The sequence below is a fragment of the Actinopolyspora mortivallis DSM 44261 genome, from assembly GCF_000384035.1.
Classification (GTDB): domain Bacteria; phylum Actinomycetota; class Actinomycetes; order Mycobacteriales; family Pseudonocardiaceae; genus Actinopolyspora; species Actinopolyspora mortivallis.
The window spans coordinates 1,404,326-1,420,706 of sequence record NZ_KB913024.1 but is presented as its reverse complement, the minus strand read 5'-3'; the positions used below and the strand labels follow the sequence as shown (position 1 = coordinate 1,420,706).

The window sequence follows — 16,381 nt, the reverse complement described above, 5'->3', positions numbered from 1 at the left end:
CCACAGGGCTCTTCCTCGGCCCGGCGGTCCGGACACGATCCGCCCGGCCATCCCGCTGACGCGACGCAAGGACGACACCAATGACCACACAGGAAACCTCCCGGGCCGACGGGCGGTCCGTGTACGTGGCGGCGGCGGTCTGCGCGATCGGAGCGCTGCTGTTCGGCTACGACACCGGGGTGATCTCCGGAGCACTGCTGTACCTGAAAGGGCCGCTGGGCATCGCCGACAACGCCTTCATGCAGGGAGTGGTCACCAGCGCCCTGCTCGTGGGGGCCATGGTCGGGGCGCTGCTCGGAGGGAGTCTGGCCGCCCGGCTGGGACGTCGGCCGATGACGCTGGTCGCGGCGGTGGTCTTCGCCGTCGGATCACTCGCCGCCGCGTTCACCCCGGACGTGACCATCCTGGTGGTGGCGCGGTTCGTGATCGGCCTCGGGGTGGGACTCACCTCGGTGGTGGTGCCGATGTACCTCTCCGAGATCTCCCCGACACGGATCCGCGGCACCCTCTCCTCGCTGTACCAGTTCTCCATCTCGGTGGGACTGCTGTTGTCCTACACGGTCAACTACCTGCTCTCCCCCTGGGGCGCCTGGCGGTGGATGCTCGGTCTGGCCGTGATCCCGGCCGTGGCCCTGTTCGTCGGCATGCTGTTCATGCCCGAGACCCCGCGGTGGCTGGCCAGCCACAACCGGACCGAGCAGGCCCGGAGAGTGCTGCGGCGCACCCACCGTCCCGAGGAGATCGAGCAGGCCCAGGCCGAGATCAGCGCGGCCGAACGCCAGAGCCGCGAGCAGGCCGGATGGCGCGACCTCACCTCCCCCTGGATCAGACCCGCCCTGAAGATCGGGCTGGGGCTGGCCGTGCTGCAACAGTTCGTCGGCATCAACACCGTCATGTACTACGCCCCGACCACGCTCACCGAGCTGGGCATGGGCAACAGCGCCTCGATCGCGGCACAGGTCGGCATCGGGGTGATCGGAATGCTGGCCACCCTGGTGGCGGTGCGCTACACCGACCGACTGGGACGCAAGCGACTGTTGCTGGCCGGCAGTGTCGGCATGAGCGTCAGTCTCACGGTGCTCGGCGTGTTGACCCTGCTCGTCGGTGCTTCGGGGACGGCCATCGGCGTGATCACCATCGTCTGTCTGACCGCCTACATCAGCTCCTTCGGAGCCACCTGGGGCCCGGTGGTGTGGGTCATGCTTCCCGAGCTCTACCCGCTGCGGATCCGTGGGCCCGCCGAGGGGCTGGCCACCTGGAGCAACTGGGCCAGCAACTTCCTGGTTTCGCTGGTCTTCCCCGTGCTGCTGGTCGGGGTGGGACAGGCGTCGTCCATGCTGCTGCTGGCGGTGTTCTGCGTGGTGTCCTTCTTCTTCGTGCGCTCCTTCGTTCCCGAGACGACGGGCAGGAGCCTGGAGAACCTGGAGGAGGACGTGACCACCTCGGATCCGCCGTCTCCGACACGGGGGAGCTGACCCCACCGTTTCCGCCGGTCCGGACGCACGGAGCGCGGAAAGGCCGGGAAGGCGGAGTAGGATGCCGGGCCGGGCGGTGCTCTGCTCGCCCACCCCGTCGGAGCGGACCACACCGACGGGTGGGGGTGTGACTTCGCCCCGGACTTCGTTCGAGGCGCTTCGGGACTCGTGCCGGGAGGACGAGATGGTGTCCATCGCCGACGTCGCGCGGGACGCGGGGGTCTCCTCCAGCACGGTCTCCTACGTGCTCTCCGGCAAACGGTCGATCTCGCCGGAGACGCGGCGTCGTGTGGAGGACAGCGTCCGCCGGCTCGGCTACCACCCGCACGCGGGGGCCCGGGCGCTGGCCAGCAGCCGCACCAACGTCCTGGGCCTGGTCATGCCGCTGCGCCCGGACATCGACGTGCCGGTGCTGATGGGGTTCGTCACCTCGGTGGTCACCTCCGCACGGAGGTACGAGCACGACGTGCTGCTGTTGACCAACGACGAGGGCCCCGAGGGACTTCGTCGGGTGGCGAACTCGGCCACGGCCGACGCGCTGCTGGTGATGGACGTGGAGACGACGGACCCACGGGTTCCGGTGTTGCACTCGCTGCCCTGCCCGGCGGTGCTGGTCGGACTGCCGGACGACCCCGGGAGCCTGTCCTGTGTGGATCTGGACTTCTCCGCGGCGGCGCGACGCTGTGTGCAGCACCTGGCCGAACTCGGGCACGAGCGCATCGCGCTGGTCGGCCCCTCCCCGGCGGTGTACGAACGCGGGACCAGCTTCGCCGAGCGGTTCCTCGACGGGTTCACCACGGCCGCGCGGCAACGGAACACCCACGCCGTCAGCCGTCCGTGCCCGCCCTCCTACGAGGGGGTGTGCGAGTGCCTCGACCGGATCTTCGCCGAACGACCGGAGCCCACGGGACTGGTGGTGCACAACGAAGCGGTACTGGGTTCCCTGCTGTCCGAACTGCGTGGCAGGGGACGGCGAGTTCCCGAGGACGTTTCGGTGGTGGCCGTCGGTCCCGGGGAGACCACCGCGAACTGGCCGGTTCCACTGACCACGGTGCCGCTGCCCTCCGACGAGATCGGTCGGACGGCGGTGGAGATGACCATGCGCGAGCTGGAGGGAACCGCCTCCGCCGAGGTTCGCCTGCTCTCGCCCCGTCTCGTGCCGGGACGCAGCACCGCCCCACCGCCGCCCACCGTCTCGTAGGCCACGAGGGAAGTGTCCTCGGGGATCCTTTCTCCGGATCCTTCGACGAGGGGCCGCACCGCGCTGTCCGCGATCCGGGCGGCGAGGCTTCGAGCGCGCCGTGTCGTCGAACGGCCGTTTTCGGCACTGCTACCCGGCACCGCGGATGAACCGGAGAACCACGGCACCGGAAGCGGCGAACACGGCCGCGCCGAGGTAGAGCGCGGTGTAGTTCTGCCCTCCACCGAGGGAGAGAAGCATCGGCGCCATCAGCGGCCCCACCGTCTGGGGAAGGGAGTTGGCCATGTTGAACACCCCCATCCCCTTGGCGGCGGCGGTGTCACTGTCGGGCAGGACCTGGGCCACCAACGCGTAGTCCACACCGGCGTAGGTCCCCTGGCCCACACCGGCGATCGCGACTCCCACGGCGAACCCGGCCAGGCTGTGGGAGAACGCGATCACGACCATCCCGATCCCGAACAGGAACGCGGCACTCCCGACGAAGATCCTTCTCCTGCCCACGCGGTCCGACCACCAGCCGCAGACCAGGCTTCCCACCACCACTCCGACGGCCAGCACGAGCATCGCCCAGGCCAGGATCTCGGCGGCCTCGGAAGCGGTGCGACCGAGCCGGTCCATGAGGAAGTACGTCTTGTACGTGGTCAGCAGGGCTATGGCGGTGTGCATCAGGAACCTGCTGAGAAAGGCCCAGGCGAAGTCGGCGTGTCGGACCGGGTTGATCCACAGGCTGGTGAACAGGTCCGCCCAGGTCCGGTCCGGTAGCTCCTCCCTCGTTCTGGGAACCTCGCGCAGGAACACGACGAAGACCAACACCGGTACGATCCCCACCGCCGCGGGGACGAGGAACATCGTCGGGCCGACCGTGCCGGTGAACGCGACGAGATAGCTCCCGATCGCCTGAGCCACCTGGTTGGTGATGCCCAGCAGTCCGGAGGTGGTTCCCCGACGGTTCTCGGGGATCCGCTCGGGAAGCAACGACATCAGGGCGGCCAGCGCGGCGTTGAAACAGAGCTGGGTCAGGCACCATCCGAGGCCGACGAGGAACACGTTCGGAGCCCAACCGATCACCGTCAGCGAGACGGCGCCGAAGACCATCCCTCCCACCATGTAGGGACGTCGTTGTCCCCAACGTGAGGTGGACAGGTCGCTGAGACGGCCGAAGACGGGATTGGCCACCAGCGCCACCAGGGCCCCCACCCCGGAGACCGTCGCCAGGGAACCGGCCTTGCCCTCGGGGTCGAGCTCGGCGATCCGCAGTCCCAGGGTGATGGAGGAGGGGGTCAGCAGCGCCGTCCACAGTCCGAGCACGGCGAGCACGTAGCGGGTGACGAATCCTGGGCCGACGTGCTGTCCGGTCAGGCGGGCTGTCCGGTCGGGACCGCTTTCCCCCTCCTCCGGGGGTGTCTCCGGTGTCCGCGGTGGATACATGTGCGGAATTCCTCGTGAACGATGCGGTAGGGGTGCGGGGGTCACTCGTCGTGCCCGAGAGAGTCCGGTGTCCACGTCCTCGTTCGCGAACTCCGGTCGTTGTCGGGGCGGAACTTCACGGGATGCCCCGAATTGTTCGGACCAACGAATCCGGGAGAAACCGGAGCAGGTTCTTTTCCCCGTTCCTCGCCGTCAGTTTCGAAAAAGTATTCCGCCATACCTCGACGGTGACGTCAAGGAAAAGTTCGCCGGTGCGTGGCCGTTCTTGCCGACACGGCGAACCCACGAACCGACAGGTGGGCGCTGACGACGCGAAACGGTTCCGTCCGATCAGGACGGTTAGGCCACCCGCCGGACAATCCGGCGGGCCCCGGTCCGTCCACGGAAACGGAACCACCCGAAAACACCGTCCGATCGAATTCCTCGCAGCGAAGCACGGTTACGTCGAACGGAGGTGACGGAAAAACGCGCACTGAAGGCCCCGGCCGTCACCGGTCACGACGAGCCGGAAACGACGGTTTCGGAAATCTCTCCGGACGGGAGAACCGTGTTCTCACATACCCCTCCCCGGCGGCCGGTGGACGCCCGGACGACCACACCGACGACGCAGACCACTCCGGCGTCCGTCCGGGTGCGGGAACAGCTCACCAGTTAAGCGGTTAAGTGTCAAGAGTGCCCGCCCGGGCGGGCACCGAACTCACCGCGGGGTGGCCGGGCCCGTGCTGGACCTGGGAACCAGTTCCGGATCCGAGGTCTTCACCTTGCGTGGTGAGCCCCCGGAGAGGATCTCCAGCAACAACCCGACGGCGGCGGCCCCGCGTTCGGCGATCGGCCGACGGACCGCGGACAGCGCCGGTCGCACCAGCTCGCACAGCGACGAGTCGTCCCAGGCGACCAACGAGAGTCGCTCCGGCACCGCGATCCCCAGTTCCTGGGCCACCCCGAGCGCGGATATCGCCATCACGTCGTTGTCGAACACCAGCGCCGTGGGAGCCCGCCCCCCTGTGAGCACCCGACGTGTCACCCGCGCGGCGGCCTCGTCCGAGTAGTCCGCGGGCACGATACGCGCCTCCTCCAGACCGAGCCGCCGCGCCGCGTCGGTGAACGCCGCGGAACGCGTCTGGGTGTGCACGAACTCCTCCGGGCCGGCCACCCGTACGATCCGCCGGTGTCCCAGCGCGACGAGGTACTCCAGCACCTCCACGACCGCCGCCTCGTCGTCCGTCCACACGCAGGGCAGCTCGTCCTGGGCGGCGGGCTCGCCCAGCACCACGGCCGGCATGCCGAGTTCCCGCACCAGAGTCAGCCGGGGGTCCTCCGTGCGCAGGTCCACCAGCAGCACCCCGTCGACCCTGCCCTCGGCCCACCAGCGCCGGTACGCGGCCAGCTCGGCGGCGCTGTCGTCGGTGACCTGGAGCAACAGGGCTGTCGGCCCGTCGGCGAGCGCGTCCTGAATACCGGAGATGAGCTGCATGAAGTACGGCTCGACCCCCAACACGCGCGCGGGGCGGTCCACCACCAGCCCCACGGCGTTGGCCCGCCCGCCGGTCAACGAACGGGCGACACTGCTGGGCGCCCACCCCAGCCGTTCGGCGATCTCCAGGATCCGCCGTCGGGTCGACTCCGAGACCCCCGGACGGTTGTTGAGCGCGTAGGAGACCGCTCCGGTCGACACCCCGGCCTCACGGGCGATGTCCGAGATCGTCGGACGCTTGCCTGCCATCAACGACTTCCCATCACTGAACCGGTTTTCCCGCCCCAGGCTAAGGGGTTCGCCCCTCTTCCCGCCCACGCCGCTCGTGAGACGTGGGGCGATGTTGACGGAGGGCGCACCGCCCCCTAGAGTCCCTCACGCGTCCGCGACGCGGACACGACGCAGACCTCACGGGTTGAGCCCACCGGCAACCGGCCTGTCGTGTGGGCACCGCCGAACACCACCTGTGGAAGGTTCCGTGCGTCACAGTCCAGCCTCGTCCCGCGTCTTGGGGAGACCACCCTCCCCCTCGTCACGAACACCGCTCACCGATCCGTCTCGGCGCAGCACTCCCGGCGGACCCCGGCCTCCCCCGACGCCCCGGACACCGCCACGCGCGATGCACCGCAACCCGCCATCGACGACGGTTCCCGTCGAGGAGACACAGTGAACGACCCACACACATCCGCGCCCAACGACCCGCTGGCCACCGAACGCCGCCGCATCGTCGAGTTCGCCACCGCGGCCCGCGTTCCGCGAGGAGGATTCGGCTGGCTGGACGCCTCGGGAGGGCTCGCCTCCCGCGAACCCCTGGCCACCTGGATCAACGCCCGCATGACCCACGTGTTCAGCCTGGCCCACGGGTTCGGGGACGGTGACACGGCGGAGCTGGCCGACCACGGGATCGCCGCGCTACGCGGCCCGTTGCACGACGCGGAGCACGGCGGCTGGTACACCAGCACCGCCGACGACACCAAAGGGGCCTACGAACACGCCTTCGTGGTCCTGGCCGCCAGCAGCGCCGCGGCCGTGGGCCGACCCGGAGCCGAGGAGCTGCTGACCGAGGCCCTCGACACCGTCACCGCCCGCTTCTGGGAGGAGGACGTCGGACTGGCTCTGGAAAGCTGGGACCGAGGCTGGCACACCACCGAGTCCTACCGCGGCGCCAACAGCAACATGCACCTCGTCGAGGCCTTCCTCGCCGCCGGCGACGTCACCGAGGACCCCATCTGGCACCGGCGCGCGCTGCGCATCGCGGAAAAACTCGTCCACGAGGTCGCCGCCGCCCACGAATGGCGGCTGCCCGAGCACTTCACTCCCGACTGGCGGCCGGTGCTCGACTACAACCACGACCGACCGCGAGACCCGTTCCGTCCCCACGGCGGCACCGTCGGGCACTGGCTGGAATGGGCCCGGCTGTTGGTCCAGTTGGAAGCCGCCCTCGGAGACACCGCCCCCGAGTGGTTGCTCGCGGACGCCGAACAGCTTTTCGACTCGGCGGTCACACGGGGCTGGAACTCCGACGGCCATCCCGGCTTCGTCTACACCCTGGACTGGCAGGACCGCCCCCAGGTGCGGGAACGCATGCACTGGGTCGTCGCCGAGGCCGTGCTCACGGCCGCCGCCCTGTACCACCGTACCGGTGAACAACGCTACGCACGCTGGTACGAGGTCTTCTGGGACTACGCCCGCACTCACCACGTCGACACCGAACACGGCAGCTGGCTCCACGAGGTCACGCCCGACGGGCGACTCTCCGAGTCGGTCTGGGTGGGCAAACCGGACGCCTACCACGCCTACCAGGCCGCGTTGCTGCCCTCGCTTCCGCTCTCGCCCGCCCCGGCCGTACTCGCCCGACGGGCGCTGTTCGCCTCCCGGTGATCCGAGCCTCGGGGCGGGAAGCCTCCCACGGAGGGAACCGGCCGGGCCGAGCCCGGTGGGCCGGGACGGAAACCACCGGGTCCCGGCCCACCGGCTCTCACAGACCGTTCTCGGCGATCACGCGGGCGTACCGGTAGGCGCTGGCCTTCGGAGTACGACGCTGTGTGGCGTAGTCGACGTGCACCAGTCCGAAACGCTTGGCATACCCCTCGGCCCACTCGAAGTTGTCCAACAGGGACCAGTAGAAGTACCCGCGCAGGTCGACCCCTCTTCGCAGGGCCTCGTGGGCCGCGGCCAGATGGCTTTCGAGGTAGGCGACGCGCTCGGGGTCGTCCACTCCCGAGGCGGTGACCACGTCCGGATAGGCTGCTCCGTTCTCGGTCACGTACAACGGCGTACCGGGAAAGTCCCGGTTCAGCCCGAGCAGCAGTTCGGTCAACCCTTCCGGAACCACTTCCCATCCCATGTCGGTGCGGGGCAGACCACGGCCGGGGAAGCGCACGTACTCCGCCCCCACCCAGGGGGACGGGGCGGTTGGGCCGCCGCCCGAACGACCGGTGACGATGTGGTCGTGGTAGTAGTTGACGCCGAGCAGGTCCACGGGGGCGGCGATCCGCTCGGCGTCGTCGGTCTTCACGTGCTCACCGAGACCGAAGGGTTCCAGATCGGACAGCAGGTCCCGCGGGTAGGAACCGCGCAGCAACGGATCCAGGAAGAAGCGGTTCTGCAGCGCGTCCACCCGGCGGGCGGCCTCCACGTCGGCCTCGTCGGCCGGGTCGCGGGCGCGCACGGGAAACAGGTTCAGCGTGATTCCCACCCCGGCGTGGGGGACGCGTTCACGGATGACCGCCAGTCCCTCCCCGTGGGCCAGCAGCAGGTGGTGCCCGGCCGCCACGGCCGCGCACGGCTCGGTCCGCCCCGGCGCGTGCACACCGGCGGCGTATCCCAGAAACGCCGAGCACCACGGCTCGTTGAGCGTCGTCCAGTTCGACACGCGGTCCCCGAGGCGTTCCAGCACACTGTCCACGTAGTCGGCGAAGCGGTAGCCGGTGTCCCGGTTCGTCCACCCACCACGGTCCTCCAGTGCCTGCGGAAGGTCCCAGTGGTAGAGGGTCGGCCACGGGGCGATGCCGTGTTCCAGCAACTCGTCGAGGAGCCGGTCGTAGAAGTCCAACCCCGCCGCGTTGACGGTCCCGCCGTCGGGCCGCACCCGGGGCCAGGCGATCGAGAACCGGTAGGCCCGCAGCCCCAGCTCGGCCATCAGCCGGACGTCGGCGGGCATCAACCGGTAGTGGTCCGCCGCGGGCTCGCCGGTGTCACCGTTGGCCACGGTGCCGGGACGCGCACAGAAGGTGTCCCAGATGGAGCTGCCTCTCCCCTCGGCGGCGGTGGAACCCTCGATCTGGAAGGAGGCCGTGGCCGCGCCCCAGAGGAAACCGTCCGGGAACGGCGCGGAAACGTGTCCTCCCGCTTTCGCGGGACCGGTTCGCTCGTCGTCAGGCACGGGCACTCGGAACCCTCTCTCGTCCGGAAGGATGTGGTGGGACACCTCGGTGGACCGGTGCCCCGGCACCTCGTTCACGTGTTCTCCTCCGTCGAGGACTCGTAGAGCCAACAGCTGGTGAGGTGACCGTCCCCGACCGGGAACTCGGGAGGACGGCGGGAACACACCGACATGGCATGGGGGCACCTGGCCCGGAACGGGCACCCCTGGTCCCCGGCCGGAACCTCGGTGGAGGCGGGTTCGACGGGAACGGTCAGCGGGTCGCTTCCGCCGGGATCCGGGGCCGCGCTCCTGAGCAAACGGGTGTAGGGATGCCGTGGCCGCAGGATCACGTCGTCGCTGTCGCCCCGCTCGACCACCTGTCCCCGGTACATCACCAGCACCCGTTCGGAGAAGTGCCGCGCGGTCGCCAGGTCGTGGGTGATGTAGAGGACCGCCAGATCCTCCTCCGCCTTGAGGCGGTCCATCAGGTTGAGGATGTCCAGCCGGACGGAGACGTCGAGCATGGACACCGGCTCGTCGGCGAGCAGCACCCTCGGACCGGGGGCCAAGGCGCGGGCGATCGCCACCCGCTGGCGTTGCCCCCCGGAGAGTTCGTGCGGCTGTTTGCCGACCACACGGTCGGGCGGCACCAGCGCCACCCGTTCCAACAGACGCTCGACCCGCTCGTTCAGCTCGGAGGAGGTCAGCCTGCCACCGTGCAACCGCAGCGGGCGACTCAGGTGATGCCCCACGGTGTGGAAGGGGTTGAGCGAGGCGAACGGGTCCTGGAAAACCATCTGCACGTCGCCGCGGTAGCCACGGGTGGCCCCGCGCCCGGTGCCGACCACCCTGCCGTCCACGCGCACCTCTCCGGAGCTGGGCGGCAGCAGGCGGGCGAGCATCCGGGCCAGGGTGGACTTTCCGCTGCCGCTCTCCCCCACCAGGGCGACCGTACTTCCGGCGGAGAGGTCGAACGAGACACCGTCGACGGCACGCAGCCTCCGCCTGCCGCCCTTCTCGCGCAGGCGGAACTCCTTGACCAGGTCACGGACTTCGAAGGTGCTCACCGGATCACCTCTGACTCCTCGATCGGACGGAACTCGCCACGCAGCAGCGACTCCGGGGGCGCGGTGCCGTACCTGCTCGGGTCGTGGGCGTGGCAGGCCGCTCGGCCGTCCGCTCCGGCCGGGGAGTCCGGGTGGGCGACGAGCGGGGGCTGTTCGCCGTCGCAGACCTCGCGACGGTAGGGGCAGCGTTCGGCGAAGGCACACCTGTCCAGCGACTCGGCCAGGTCCGGTGTGCGGCCGGGAATGCCGTGCAGACCGGTGGGATCACCGGTGAGACTGGGAAACGAACGGAGCAGGCCGAGGGTGTAGGGATGCAGCGGTGTGCGGCGCAGTCGCTCCGTGCCGCCCTCCTCGACGACCCGGCCCGCGTACATGATCGCGATCCGGTCGCTGATCTCCAGCAGCAGGGACATGTCGTGGGTGATGAACACGACCGCGAAGCCGAGTTCGGCACGCAGTCGGGTGATCTCGGCGAGGATCTCGCGCTGCACGACCACGTCCAGCGCCGTGGTCGGTTCGTCCATGAACAACACGTCCGGACGCAGGACCAACGCCATGGCGATCATGACGCGCTGGCGCATCCCGCCGGAAAGCTCGTGCGGGTAGCTGTCGAGTCTGCGCGGGTCCACGCCGACGAGTTCGAGCAGTTCCGCGCAGCGCCGTCCGCGCTCGCGCCTGTCCGTCGCCGGCTCGTGGGCGCGGATGACGTCCTCCAACTGGGCACGCACGGTCAGCACCGGGTTCAACGCGTTCATCGCACCCTGGAAGACCATGGCCAGCCTGTTCCACCGGAAACGGCGCAGCTGTTCACCGTCCAGGGCGAACACGTCGGTCTCGGCGCCGTCGGCGTGGTGGAAGACGACCTCACCGCCGACGACGTGGGCGGGAGGACGCAGCAGCCGGTTCACGGCGTAGGCCAGTGTCGACTTGCCGCACCCGCTCTCCCCGGCCAGACCGAGAATCTCGCCGCGGCCGAGAGCCAGGTCCACCTCACGGACGGCGTGCACGGGCCGGTCGGCCTCGTAGTCGACGCTCAGACCGCGGACGGTCAGTACCGGTGACCACCGTTCGGAAAAGGTCGGTTGTGTGTTCATCGGGACACCTTCCGCTTGTGTGCCGGGGTGCGCAGGTTCGGGTCGATGACCTCGTCGATGGCGAAGTTGATCAGGGACAGACCGCATCCGGTCAGCGCCATCAACAGCCCCGGAGGAACGAACCACCACCAGGCGCCGAGGACGAGCGCCTGGGCGTTCTGCGCGTAGTACAACAACGTCCCCCAGGTGAGCTGCCCGAACCCGGCCAGTCCGAGGAAGGCCAGCGACGCCTCGGTGAGGATGGCGAAGACGACCGAGAAGACGAACTGGGAGGCGACCACGGGCAGGAGATTGGGCAGGATCTCGACGAACAGGATCCGCCACGTCCGCTCCCCCGAGGCCTTCGCGGCGCTGACGTAGTCACGTTCCCGCAGCGAGCGGGTCTGTGCCCGCAGCACCCGCGCCGGTGCGGCCCAGATGGTGATACCGATGACCAGCACGGTCACCGCCAGCCCGCCACCGGCCAGGTAGTTCGCGATCACGATGGCCAACGGGAGGCTGGGTATCACCAGCACCACGTTGGTCAGCAGCGAGAGCGTCTCGTCGGTCTTGCGGCCGGCGTAGCCACCCACGACGCCGACGACGACCGACAGCGCGGTGGCCAGGATCCCCACCACGAAACCGACCAGCAGCGAGCCCCGCGTGGCCTCGGCGAGTTGGGCGAGCACGTCCTGACCGGTCTGGGTGGTACCGAACCAGTGCTCCCCGCTGGGAGGGCTCAGCACCGCGCCGCTGATCGCCTGGGGGTCGGGAGTCAGCGGAGGCCCCAGAACGCCGAACAGCACGATGGCGGTCACGATGCCCAGACCGGCCCGAAGTTTGCCCGAGGAGGGCAGACGCAGTCGGCGGAGCGGGTTTCTCCGGCCGCCCGACGTCGGGAGCGGATCGCCGAGGGGGCTTCGCCCGGAAGGCTCCGGGCTCTCCTCGCGGCCAGCCCGGCCCGTGGGGGAGGTGCGCGTTGCCATCGGGAGTCTCACTCAGCCTTCCTGGTACGGGGGTCGATGACCGAGTGCAGCAGGTCCACGGCGAGGTTCGCGCCGAGCACGGTCAGCGTGATGACGAGGAAGATCGCCTGCATCAGGGGGTAGTCGTTGTTCTGCACCGCCTGCAGCAGCACGTAACCGACCCCCGGATAGGAGAACACCGCCTCGGTGACGATCGAGCCGCTGACGACGAAACCGAGCGAGATGGCGAATCCGGCGATGCTGGGCAGCACGGCGTTACGCGCGGCGTAGGCCAGCATGATCCGGCGGGAGCGCAGCCCCTTGGCCTCGGCGGTGAGGACGTAGTCCTCCGACAGCGTGGAGACCATCATGTTGCGCATCCCCAGCATCCAGGCACCGACCGAACTGAACACGATCGTCAGCCCGGGAAGCACGGCGTGGTGCAGCGCGCTGAGGAGGAACTCCGCGTTGAGGCCGGGGGTGGTGTCGTAGTCGTACCCACCGGCCAGCGGGAACACCTGCCAGAAGGAACCGAACAGGAACAGCAGGATCAGTGCCAGCCAGAAGTAGGGGATGGCCGACAGGAAGGTGGTGGTCGGAGCCACCCCGTCCAGCCAGGTGCCCCGGTGCCATCCCACGAAGGTGCCCACGCCCACACCGAGCACGAAGGCCAGCAGGGTGGACACCCCCACCAGCACCAGCGTCCACGGCAGAGCCTGTCCCAGCACCGTCAGCACCGGGGTGGGGAAGTACGTCACCGAGACGCCGAGATCTCCGGTGAACAGGTTACCCAGGTACTCGAAGTACTGGACGAGGACGTTTCCGTCTCCTGATCGGCCGAGCGCCGTCTCGAGGGCCCGCCGGGACTGCGGCAGCACCGTGGCGCCGCCCTGTTGCAGCCGCGCCAGCAGAATGTCGACCGGGTTGCCCGGCATCATCCGTGGAATCGCGAAGTTCACGGTGATCGCGATCCACGCCGCGACCAGATAGAACAGTATCTTGCGTCGGAGATAGGTCATACCGGTGTCACCTCGTTCCCGCCGACCCGGGCCGCTTTCTGACCTTCAGGTTCTTGGCCACGATCCCGAGATCCGGCACGAACTGGGCGTCGGGAACGGCGTAGCGGTCGTCCTCGGTGGGCCATCCCGTGACCCGGGCGGTGCTGTACTCGGTCAGTGAGTTCGACTGCAGCACCGGGACGTAGGGAACCTCCTCGGCGATGACCCGTTGCAGCTCCGCGTAGGCTTCCCGCCGGATCTCCTCGTCCCGGGTGGAGGCGATCCGGGACAGGGCCGCGTCGACGGTGTCGTCGCGGAAACGCGCGTAGTTGGGATTGGCCTGCTGTCCCACCGGGGCGGTGTTCGCGCTGTTGTAGAAACGGTTGTAGAGGTAGTACGGCATCGGACCGCCGTAGAGGTTGTCCAGGGCAAGTTCGAACTCGCCGTTGTTGCGTTCGGCGGTGAACGCGGCGTAGGAGACCTCCTCGGGGTTCAGTTCGACACCGACCTCGCTCAACTGCCTGCGCATGACGGCGGCCGCCGAGATGTAGTCGGTGTAGCCGCTGACCATCTTCACCGTCAACGAGAGCCGTTGCCCCGAGGGGCTGACGAAGATCCCGTCGGGACCACGCCGGTAGCCGGCCTCGGTGAGTGTCCGGCGGGCACGCTTCCTGTCGGTGTCCATGCGTCGTCCCCGGAACTCCGGTGCGGTGTAGGCCTCGTCGCGGGGCAGGAGCAGCATCGCCGGGGAGGGGGCCTCGTTGTAACCGCCGAAGGCGAGTTCGTTGATCTGCTCGCGGTCGATGCCCAGTGCCAGCGCCTGACGAACCGCCCGGTCCGCCGTGAGACCCCGGTCGTTGTTGGCGATCATCACGGTCAGGTACAGCGGAGTGGTGACGTAGGCGTTGTCCTCGTCCTGGGAGACATAGGTCCTCTCGACCCGGGGGATGTAGATCTGGGTCCAGTCGATCTTTCCCGCCAGTAGGGACTTGGTCGCGGCCTGGTTGCCGTTCAGCGAGACGTAGCGCAGGCTCGGCACCTCGGGCTTGCCCGGTTCCCAGTAGTCGGGGTTGCGGGTCATCACGTAGCTCTGCGGGGAGAAACTCTCCAACACGTACCCTCCGGTCCCGAGGGGTTCCGGGTTCGGGAACGTGGCTGGATCGTCCACCTCACTCCAGACGTGTTCCGGAACGACGAAGGTGTAGCCGGCGATGTACCACAGGTCGGCGAACACCGGTCGGGTGAAGTCGATCGTCACCGTGCGCGCGTCGGAAGTTCGTACCCCGGCTATGGGCAGCGCGGCGGTGTTGATCGCGGGGATACGTCTGATCAGGTCGAAGGTGAACGCGACGTCGGCGCTGTCGAAGGACGTCCCGTCGGTCCACGACACTCCCTCCCGCAGGGTGAAGGTGATCGACGTTCCGTCCGGTGCCCACTCGTAGCCCGTGGCGAGCTGCGGGGTGGGGGCGTCGTCGCGGGCCTGGTTGAAGAACATCAGCGGTTCGTAGAGCATGCCGCGGGCCGGTGGGTTCGACGTGGCCGAGAAGGGGTTGAAGTTCTTCGTCAACCTTCCGCTCTTACCGGTGTAGACGGTCAGCGTGGTGTCCCCACCGCTGTCCACCGCCGAGCATCCCGTGGCCACGAGCGCGGCGCCCGCTCCGAAACCTCTGAGCACCGTCCGCCTCGTGAGGCGTGCTGGCATGGCGGCTCCTTCCTGTCACGATCCTCGTCCGCCTCCGTCGACCGCGGTTGCGAGCCGTTGAGTGAAGCGCTTAAGTGAGTTGGCGTACATAGTTGCCGAGAATCTCCGCACAGACAAGAGTGACAGCGACATCCCGGTTACTTGATTAATCAAGTAACCATCGAAAAGGAGTCCCCGAAGGGGCGACAGTCCCTCGCACCACTCGCCATTCCACGGTTGACTTATTCGCTTAAGCGACCTTCCGTCCCCGTGGCGAGCACGCACTCCCCGTTCTCCCCGGTCCCCGGCACACACCGGTGGCCGCGGGTGCCTTCCCGCGGCCACCGGCAGGGAGTCGCCGGCGGGTTCCGCCCGACGAGTCCCCGAAGAACGAACTCCGCCTAGTAGACCGAAGCCTCCCGGGAGGTCTCCCGGATGCCGTTCTCACCGTTGAACAGGCGCTGCCCCCACGGGGTCAGCCTGGTCGGGTCGAAGTCCTCGGTCATGTCCAGGTACTCGACACCACCGCTGTTACCGCTCCAGGACCAGCCCAGATAGCCGATACCGAACGACTCGGCCGCGGCCAGGATCGCGTCCTCGGCCACGTCCCCGTCGGAGTGTTTGTGGCCGAACTCGCCGACCACGAGCGGCAGTCCCGCCTCGACGAAGTGCCGCAGGTAGTCGCGCACCGCGTCCCCGCTGTCGAACACGCCGTACATGTGGACGGAGAACACCGTGTTGCCCAGCGGGTCGTCGGCGAAGACGCTCGCGGCGTCGTCGCGCATCGTGTACCGCCAGTCCTGGCCCCAGTTGGGGGCGTCGACCATCAGGGTGTGCTCGAAACCGGCCGAGCGCAGGCGCTGGATCGCCTCACTGGTGGCCGAGGTCCACTGGGAGTGGGTGCTGTTGCCGAAGGGCTCGTTGCCGATGTTGACGATGACGTACTCCTCCTGGTCCCGAAGCGCCTCGCGGACGCTGAGCCAGTAGTCGACCGCCTGGTCCAGGGTGGCGGCCCGGCCACCCTGGTCGCCGTATCCGGTCGTGTCGTGCACCTCCAGCACACAGATCAGCCGGTTGCGCTTGCAGTCGGCGACCACCTCGGCCACGTCGGCGGTGTCGTCGCGTGTCCACTGGTGACCGCTGCTGAGCACCACGCGCACCGTGTTCGCTCCCAGGGACTTGATGTCGGACAGCGACTGTGTCTGGTCCGGGTACCAGGTGTGGGGGTGGTTGACTCCCCGCATGACGAAGTCGTTGCCGTTGGCGTCCAGCAGACGCCCGTCACTGACGTGGAAACCCTCCGTAGCGGGCCGATGGTGGGTCGTGTCCGCGGTGGCCTGCGACAACGTCGTCGCCAGGGAGAGTGCCAGCACGGCCAGTGCCGTGCCCAGAACGCGTAACCGTGTTTTCATGGAACACCTCGTGGTGTGCTTGCCTGTCCGACGGCGAATCCGGATCCGGCCTCCTTCGATCACGGTGGAACGAGACGGACACCGGGGTTTCCCGAATGTTCACCGTGATCTCAGCCACAGACAGCGAAACACTTACGCGCTTAAGTTTCAACCCCGTGAACGGAACCGACAAAAGCGGCGTCGTGGACCCCGACACGACACGGCCCCGCTGATCCGGACGGATCATCGGGGCCACTGAGG

Annotated in this window: 11 protein-coding genes and 1 pseudogene; 3 read left to right on the top strand and 9 right to left on the bottom strand. The window is 68.6% G+C overall.

Going from position 1 to position 16,381, the window contains the following annotated elements:
- Positions 1–80 precede the first annotated feature (80 nt).
- A complete protein-coding gene (locus ACTMO_RS0106865; RefSeq protein ID WP_019853934.1) occupies positions 81–1,475 on the top strand; it encodes a sugar porter family MFS transporter in 1,395 nt (464 codons plus the stop codon).
- Between the two features lie 184 nt (positions 1,476–1,659).
- Complete coding sequence (locus tag ACTMO_RS0106860) at positions 1,660–2,676, top strand: LacI family DNA-binding transcriptional regulator (protein WP_019853933.1); 1,017 nt, start codon at positions 1,660–1,662, stop codon at positions 2,674–2,676.
- Positions 2,677–2,805: 129 nt separating this feature from the next.
- Here the strand turns inward: ACTMO_RS0106860 and ACTMO_RS0106855 are convergent, their stop codons facing one another.
- Positions 2,806–4,104, bottom strand: coding sequence for an MFS transporter (locus tag ACTMO_RS0106855; protein WP_019853932.1), 1,299 nt, complete (start codon positions 4,102–4,104; stop codon positions 2,806–2,808).
- Positions 4,105–4,801: 697 nt separating this feature from the next.
- Positions 4,802–5,827, bottom strand: a complete 1,026-nt coding sequence (locus tag ACTMO_RS0106845) for a LacI family DNA-binding transcriptional regulator (RefSeq protein WP_019853930.1) — start codon at positions 5,825–5,827, stop codon at positions 4,802–4,804.
- A 417-nt stretch (positions 5,828–6,244) separates the two neighbouring features.
- Between ACTMO_RS0106845 and ACTMO_RS0106840 the strand changes: the two genes are divergently transcribed.
- Positions 6,245–7,459 carry an AGE family epimerase/isomerase gene (locus ACTMO_RS0106840; RefSeq protein WP_019853929.1) on the top strand — a complete coding sequence of 405 codons (1,215 nt, stop codon included), beginning with the start codon at positions 6,245–6,247 and terminating at the stop codon, positions 7,457–7,459.
- A 97-nt stretch (positions 7,460–7,556) separates the two neighbouring features.
- Here ACTMO_RS0106840 and ACTMO_RS0106835 read toward each other — a convergent pair whose 3' ends face one another.
- The 7 genes and pseudogenes from ACTMO_RS0106835 to ACTMO_RS0106805 form a co-directional block, all read right to left on the bottom strand.
- Positions 7,557–8,963 (bottom strand): GH1 family beta-glucosidase, encoded by a 1,407-nt coding sequence (locus ACTMO_RS0106835; RefSeq protein ID WP_051099216.1) that lies wholly within the window; start codon positions 8,961–8,963, stop codon positions 7,557–7,559.
- A 74-nt stretch (positions 8,964–9,037) separates the two neighbouring features.
- A complete protein-coding gene (locus ACTMO_RS0106830) occupies positions 9,038–10,012 on the bottom strand; it encodes an ABC transporter ATP-binding protein (RefSeq protein ID WP_019853927.1) in 975 nt (324 codons plus the stop codon).
- Entirely contained in the window at positions 10,009–11,106 is a 1,098-nt protein-coding gene (locus ACTMO_RS22860; protein ID WP_019853926.1) for an ABC transporter ATP-binding protein, read from the bottom strand. The genes ACTMO_RS0106830 and ACTMO_RS22860 overlap by 4 nt, the downstream gene beginning before the upstream one ends.
- A complete protein-coding gene (locus ACTMO_RS22855) occupies positions 11,103–11,903 on the bottom strand; it encodes an ABC transporter permease (protein ID WP_019853925.1) in 801 nt (266 codons plus the stop codon). Before ACTMO_RS22855 ends, ACTMO_RS22860 begins: the two co-directional genes overlap by 4 nt.
- Positions 11,904–12,079: 176 nt before the next feature.
- Entirely contained in the window at positions 12,080–13,069 is a 990-nt protein-coding gene (locus ACTMO_RS0106815) for an ABC transporter permease (protein WP_019853924.1), read from the bottom strand.
- 7 nt (positions 13,070–13,076) lie between these two features.
- Positions 13,077–14,750 (bottom strand): ABC transporter substrate-binding protein, encoded by a 1,674-nt coding sequence (locus ACTMO_RS0106810; protein ID WP_157062821.1) that lies wholly within the window; start codon positions 14,748–14,750, stop codon positions 13,077–13,079.
- Positions 14,751–15,133: 383 nt separating this feature from the next.
- A pseudogene (locus tag ACTMO_RS0106805) lies at positions 15,134–16,141 on the bottom strand (glycoside hydrolase family 5 protein); the annotation flags it as partial.
- Between the last annotated feature and the right edge of the window lie 240 nt (positions 16,142–16,381).

Bases quoted from the DNA above. Each gene is read 5' to 3' on its own strand.
- ACTMO_RS0106865 (WP_019853934.1), top strand. From the start codon at position 81: ATGACCACACAGGAAACCTCCCGGGCCGACGGGCGGTCCGTGTACGTG.
- ACTMO_RS0106860 (WP_019853933.1), top strand. From the start codon at position 1,660: ATGGTGTCCATCGCCGACGTCGCGCGGGACGCGGGGGTCTCCTCCAGC.
- ACTMO_RS0106855 (WP_019853932.1), bottom strand. From the start codon at position 4,104: ATGTATCCACCGCGGACACCGGAGACACCCCCGGAGGAGGGGGAAAGC.
- ACTMO_RS0106845 (WP_019853930.1), bottom strand. From the start codon at position 5,827: ATGGCAGGCAAGCGTCCGACGATCTCGGACATCGCCCGTGAGGCCGGG.
- ACTMO_RS22860 (WP_019853926.1), bottom strand. From the start codon at position 11,106: ATGAACACACAACCGACCTTTTCCGAACGGTGGTCACCGGTACTGACC.
- ACTMO_RS0106815 (WP_019853924.1), bottom strand. From the start codon at position 13,069: ATGACCTATCTCCGACGCAAGATACTGTTCTATCTGGTCGCGGCGTGG.
- ACTMO_RS0106810 (WP_157062821.1), bottom strand. From the start codon at position 14,750: ATGCCAGCACGCCTCACGAGGCGGACGGTGCTCAGAGGTTTCGGAGCG.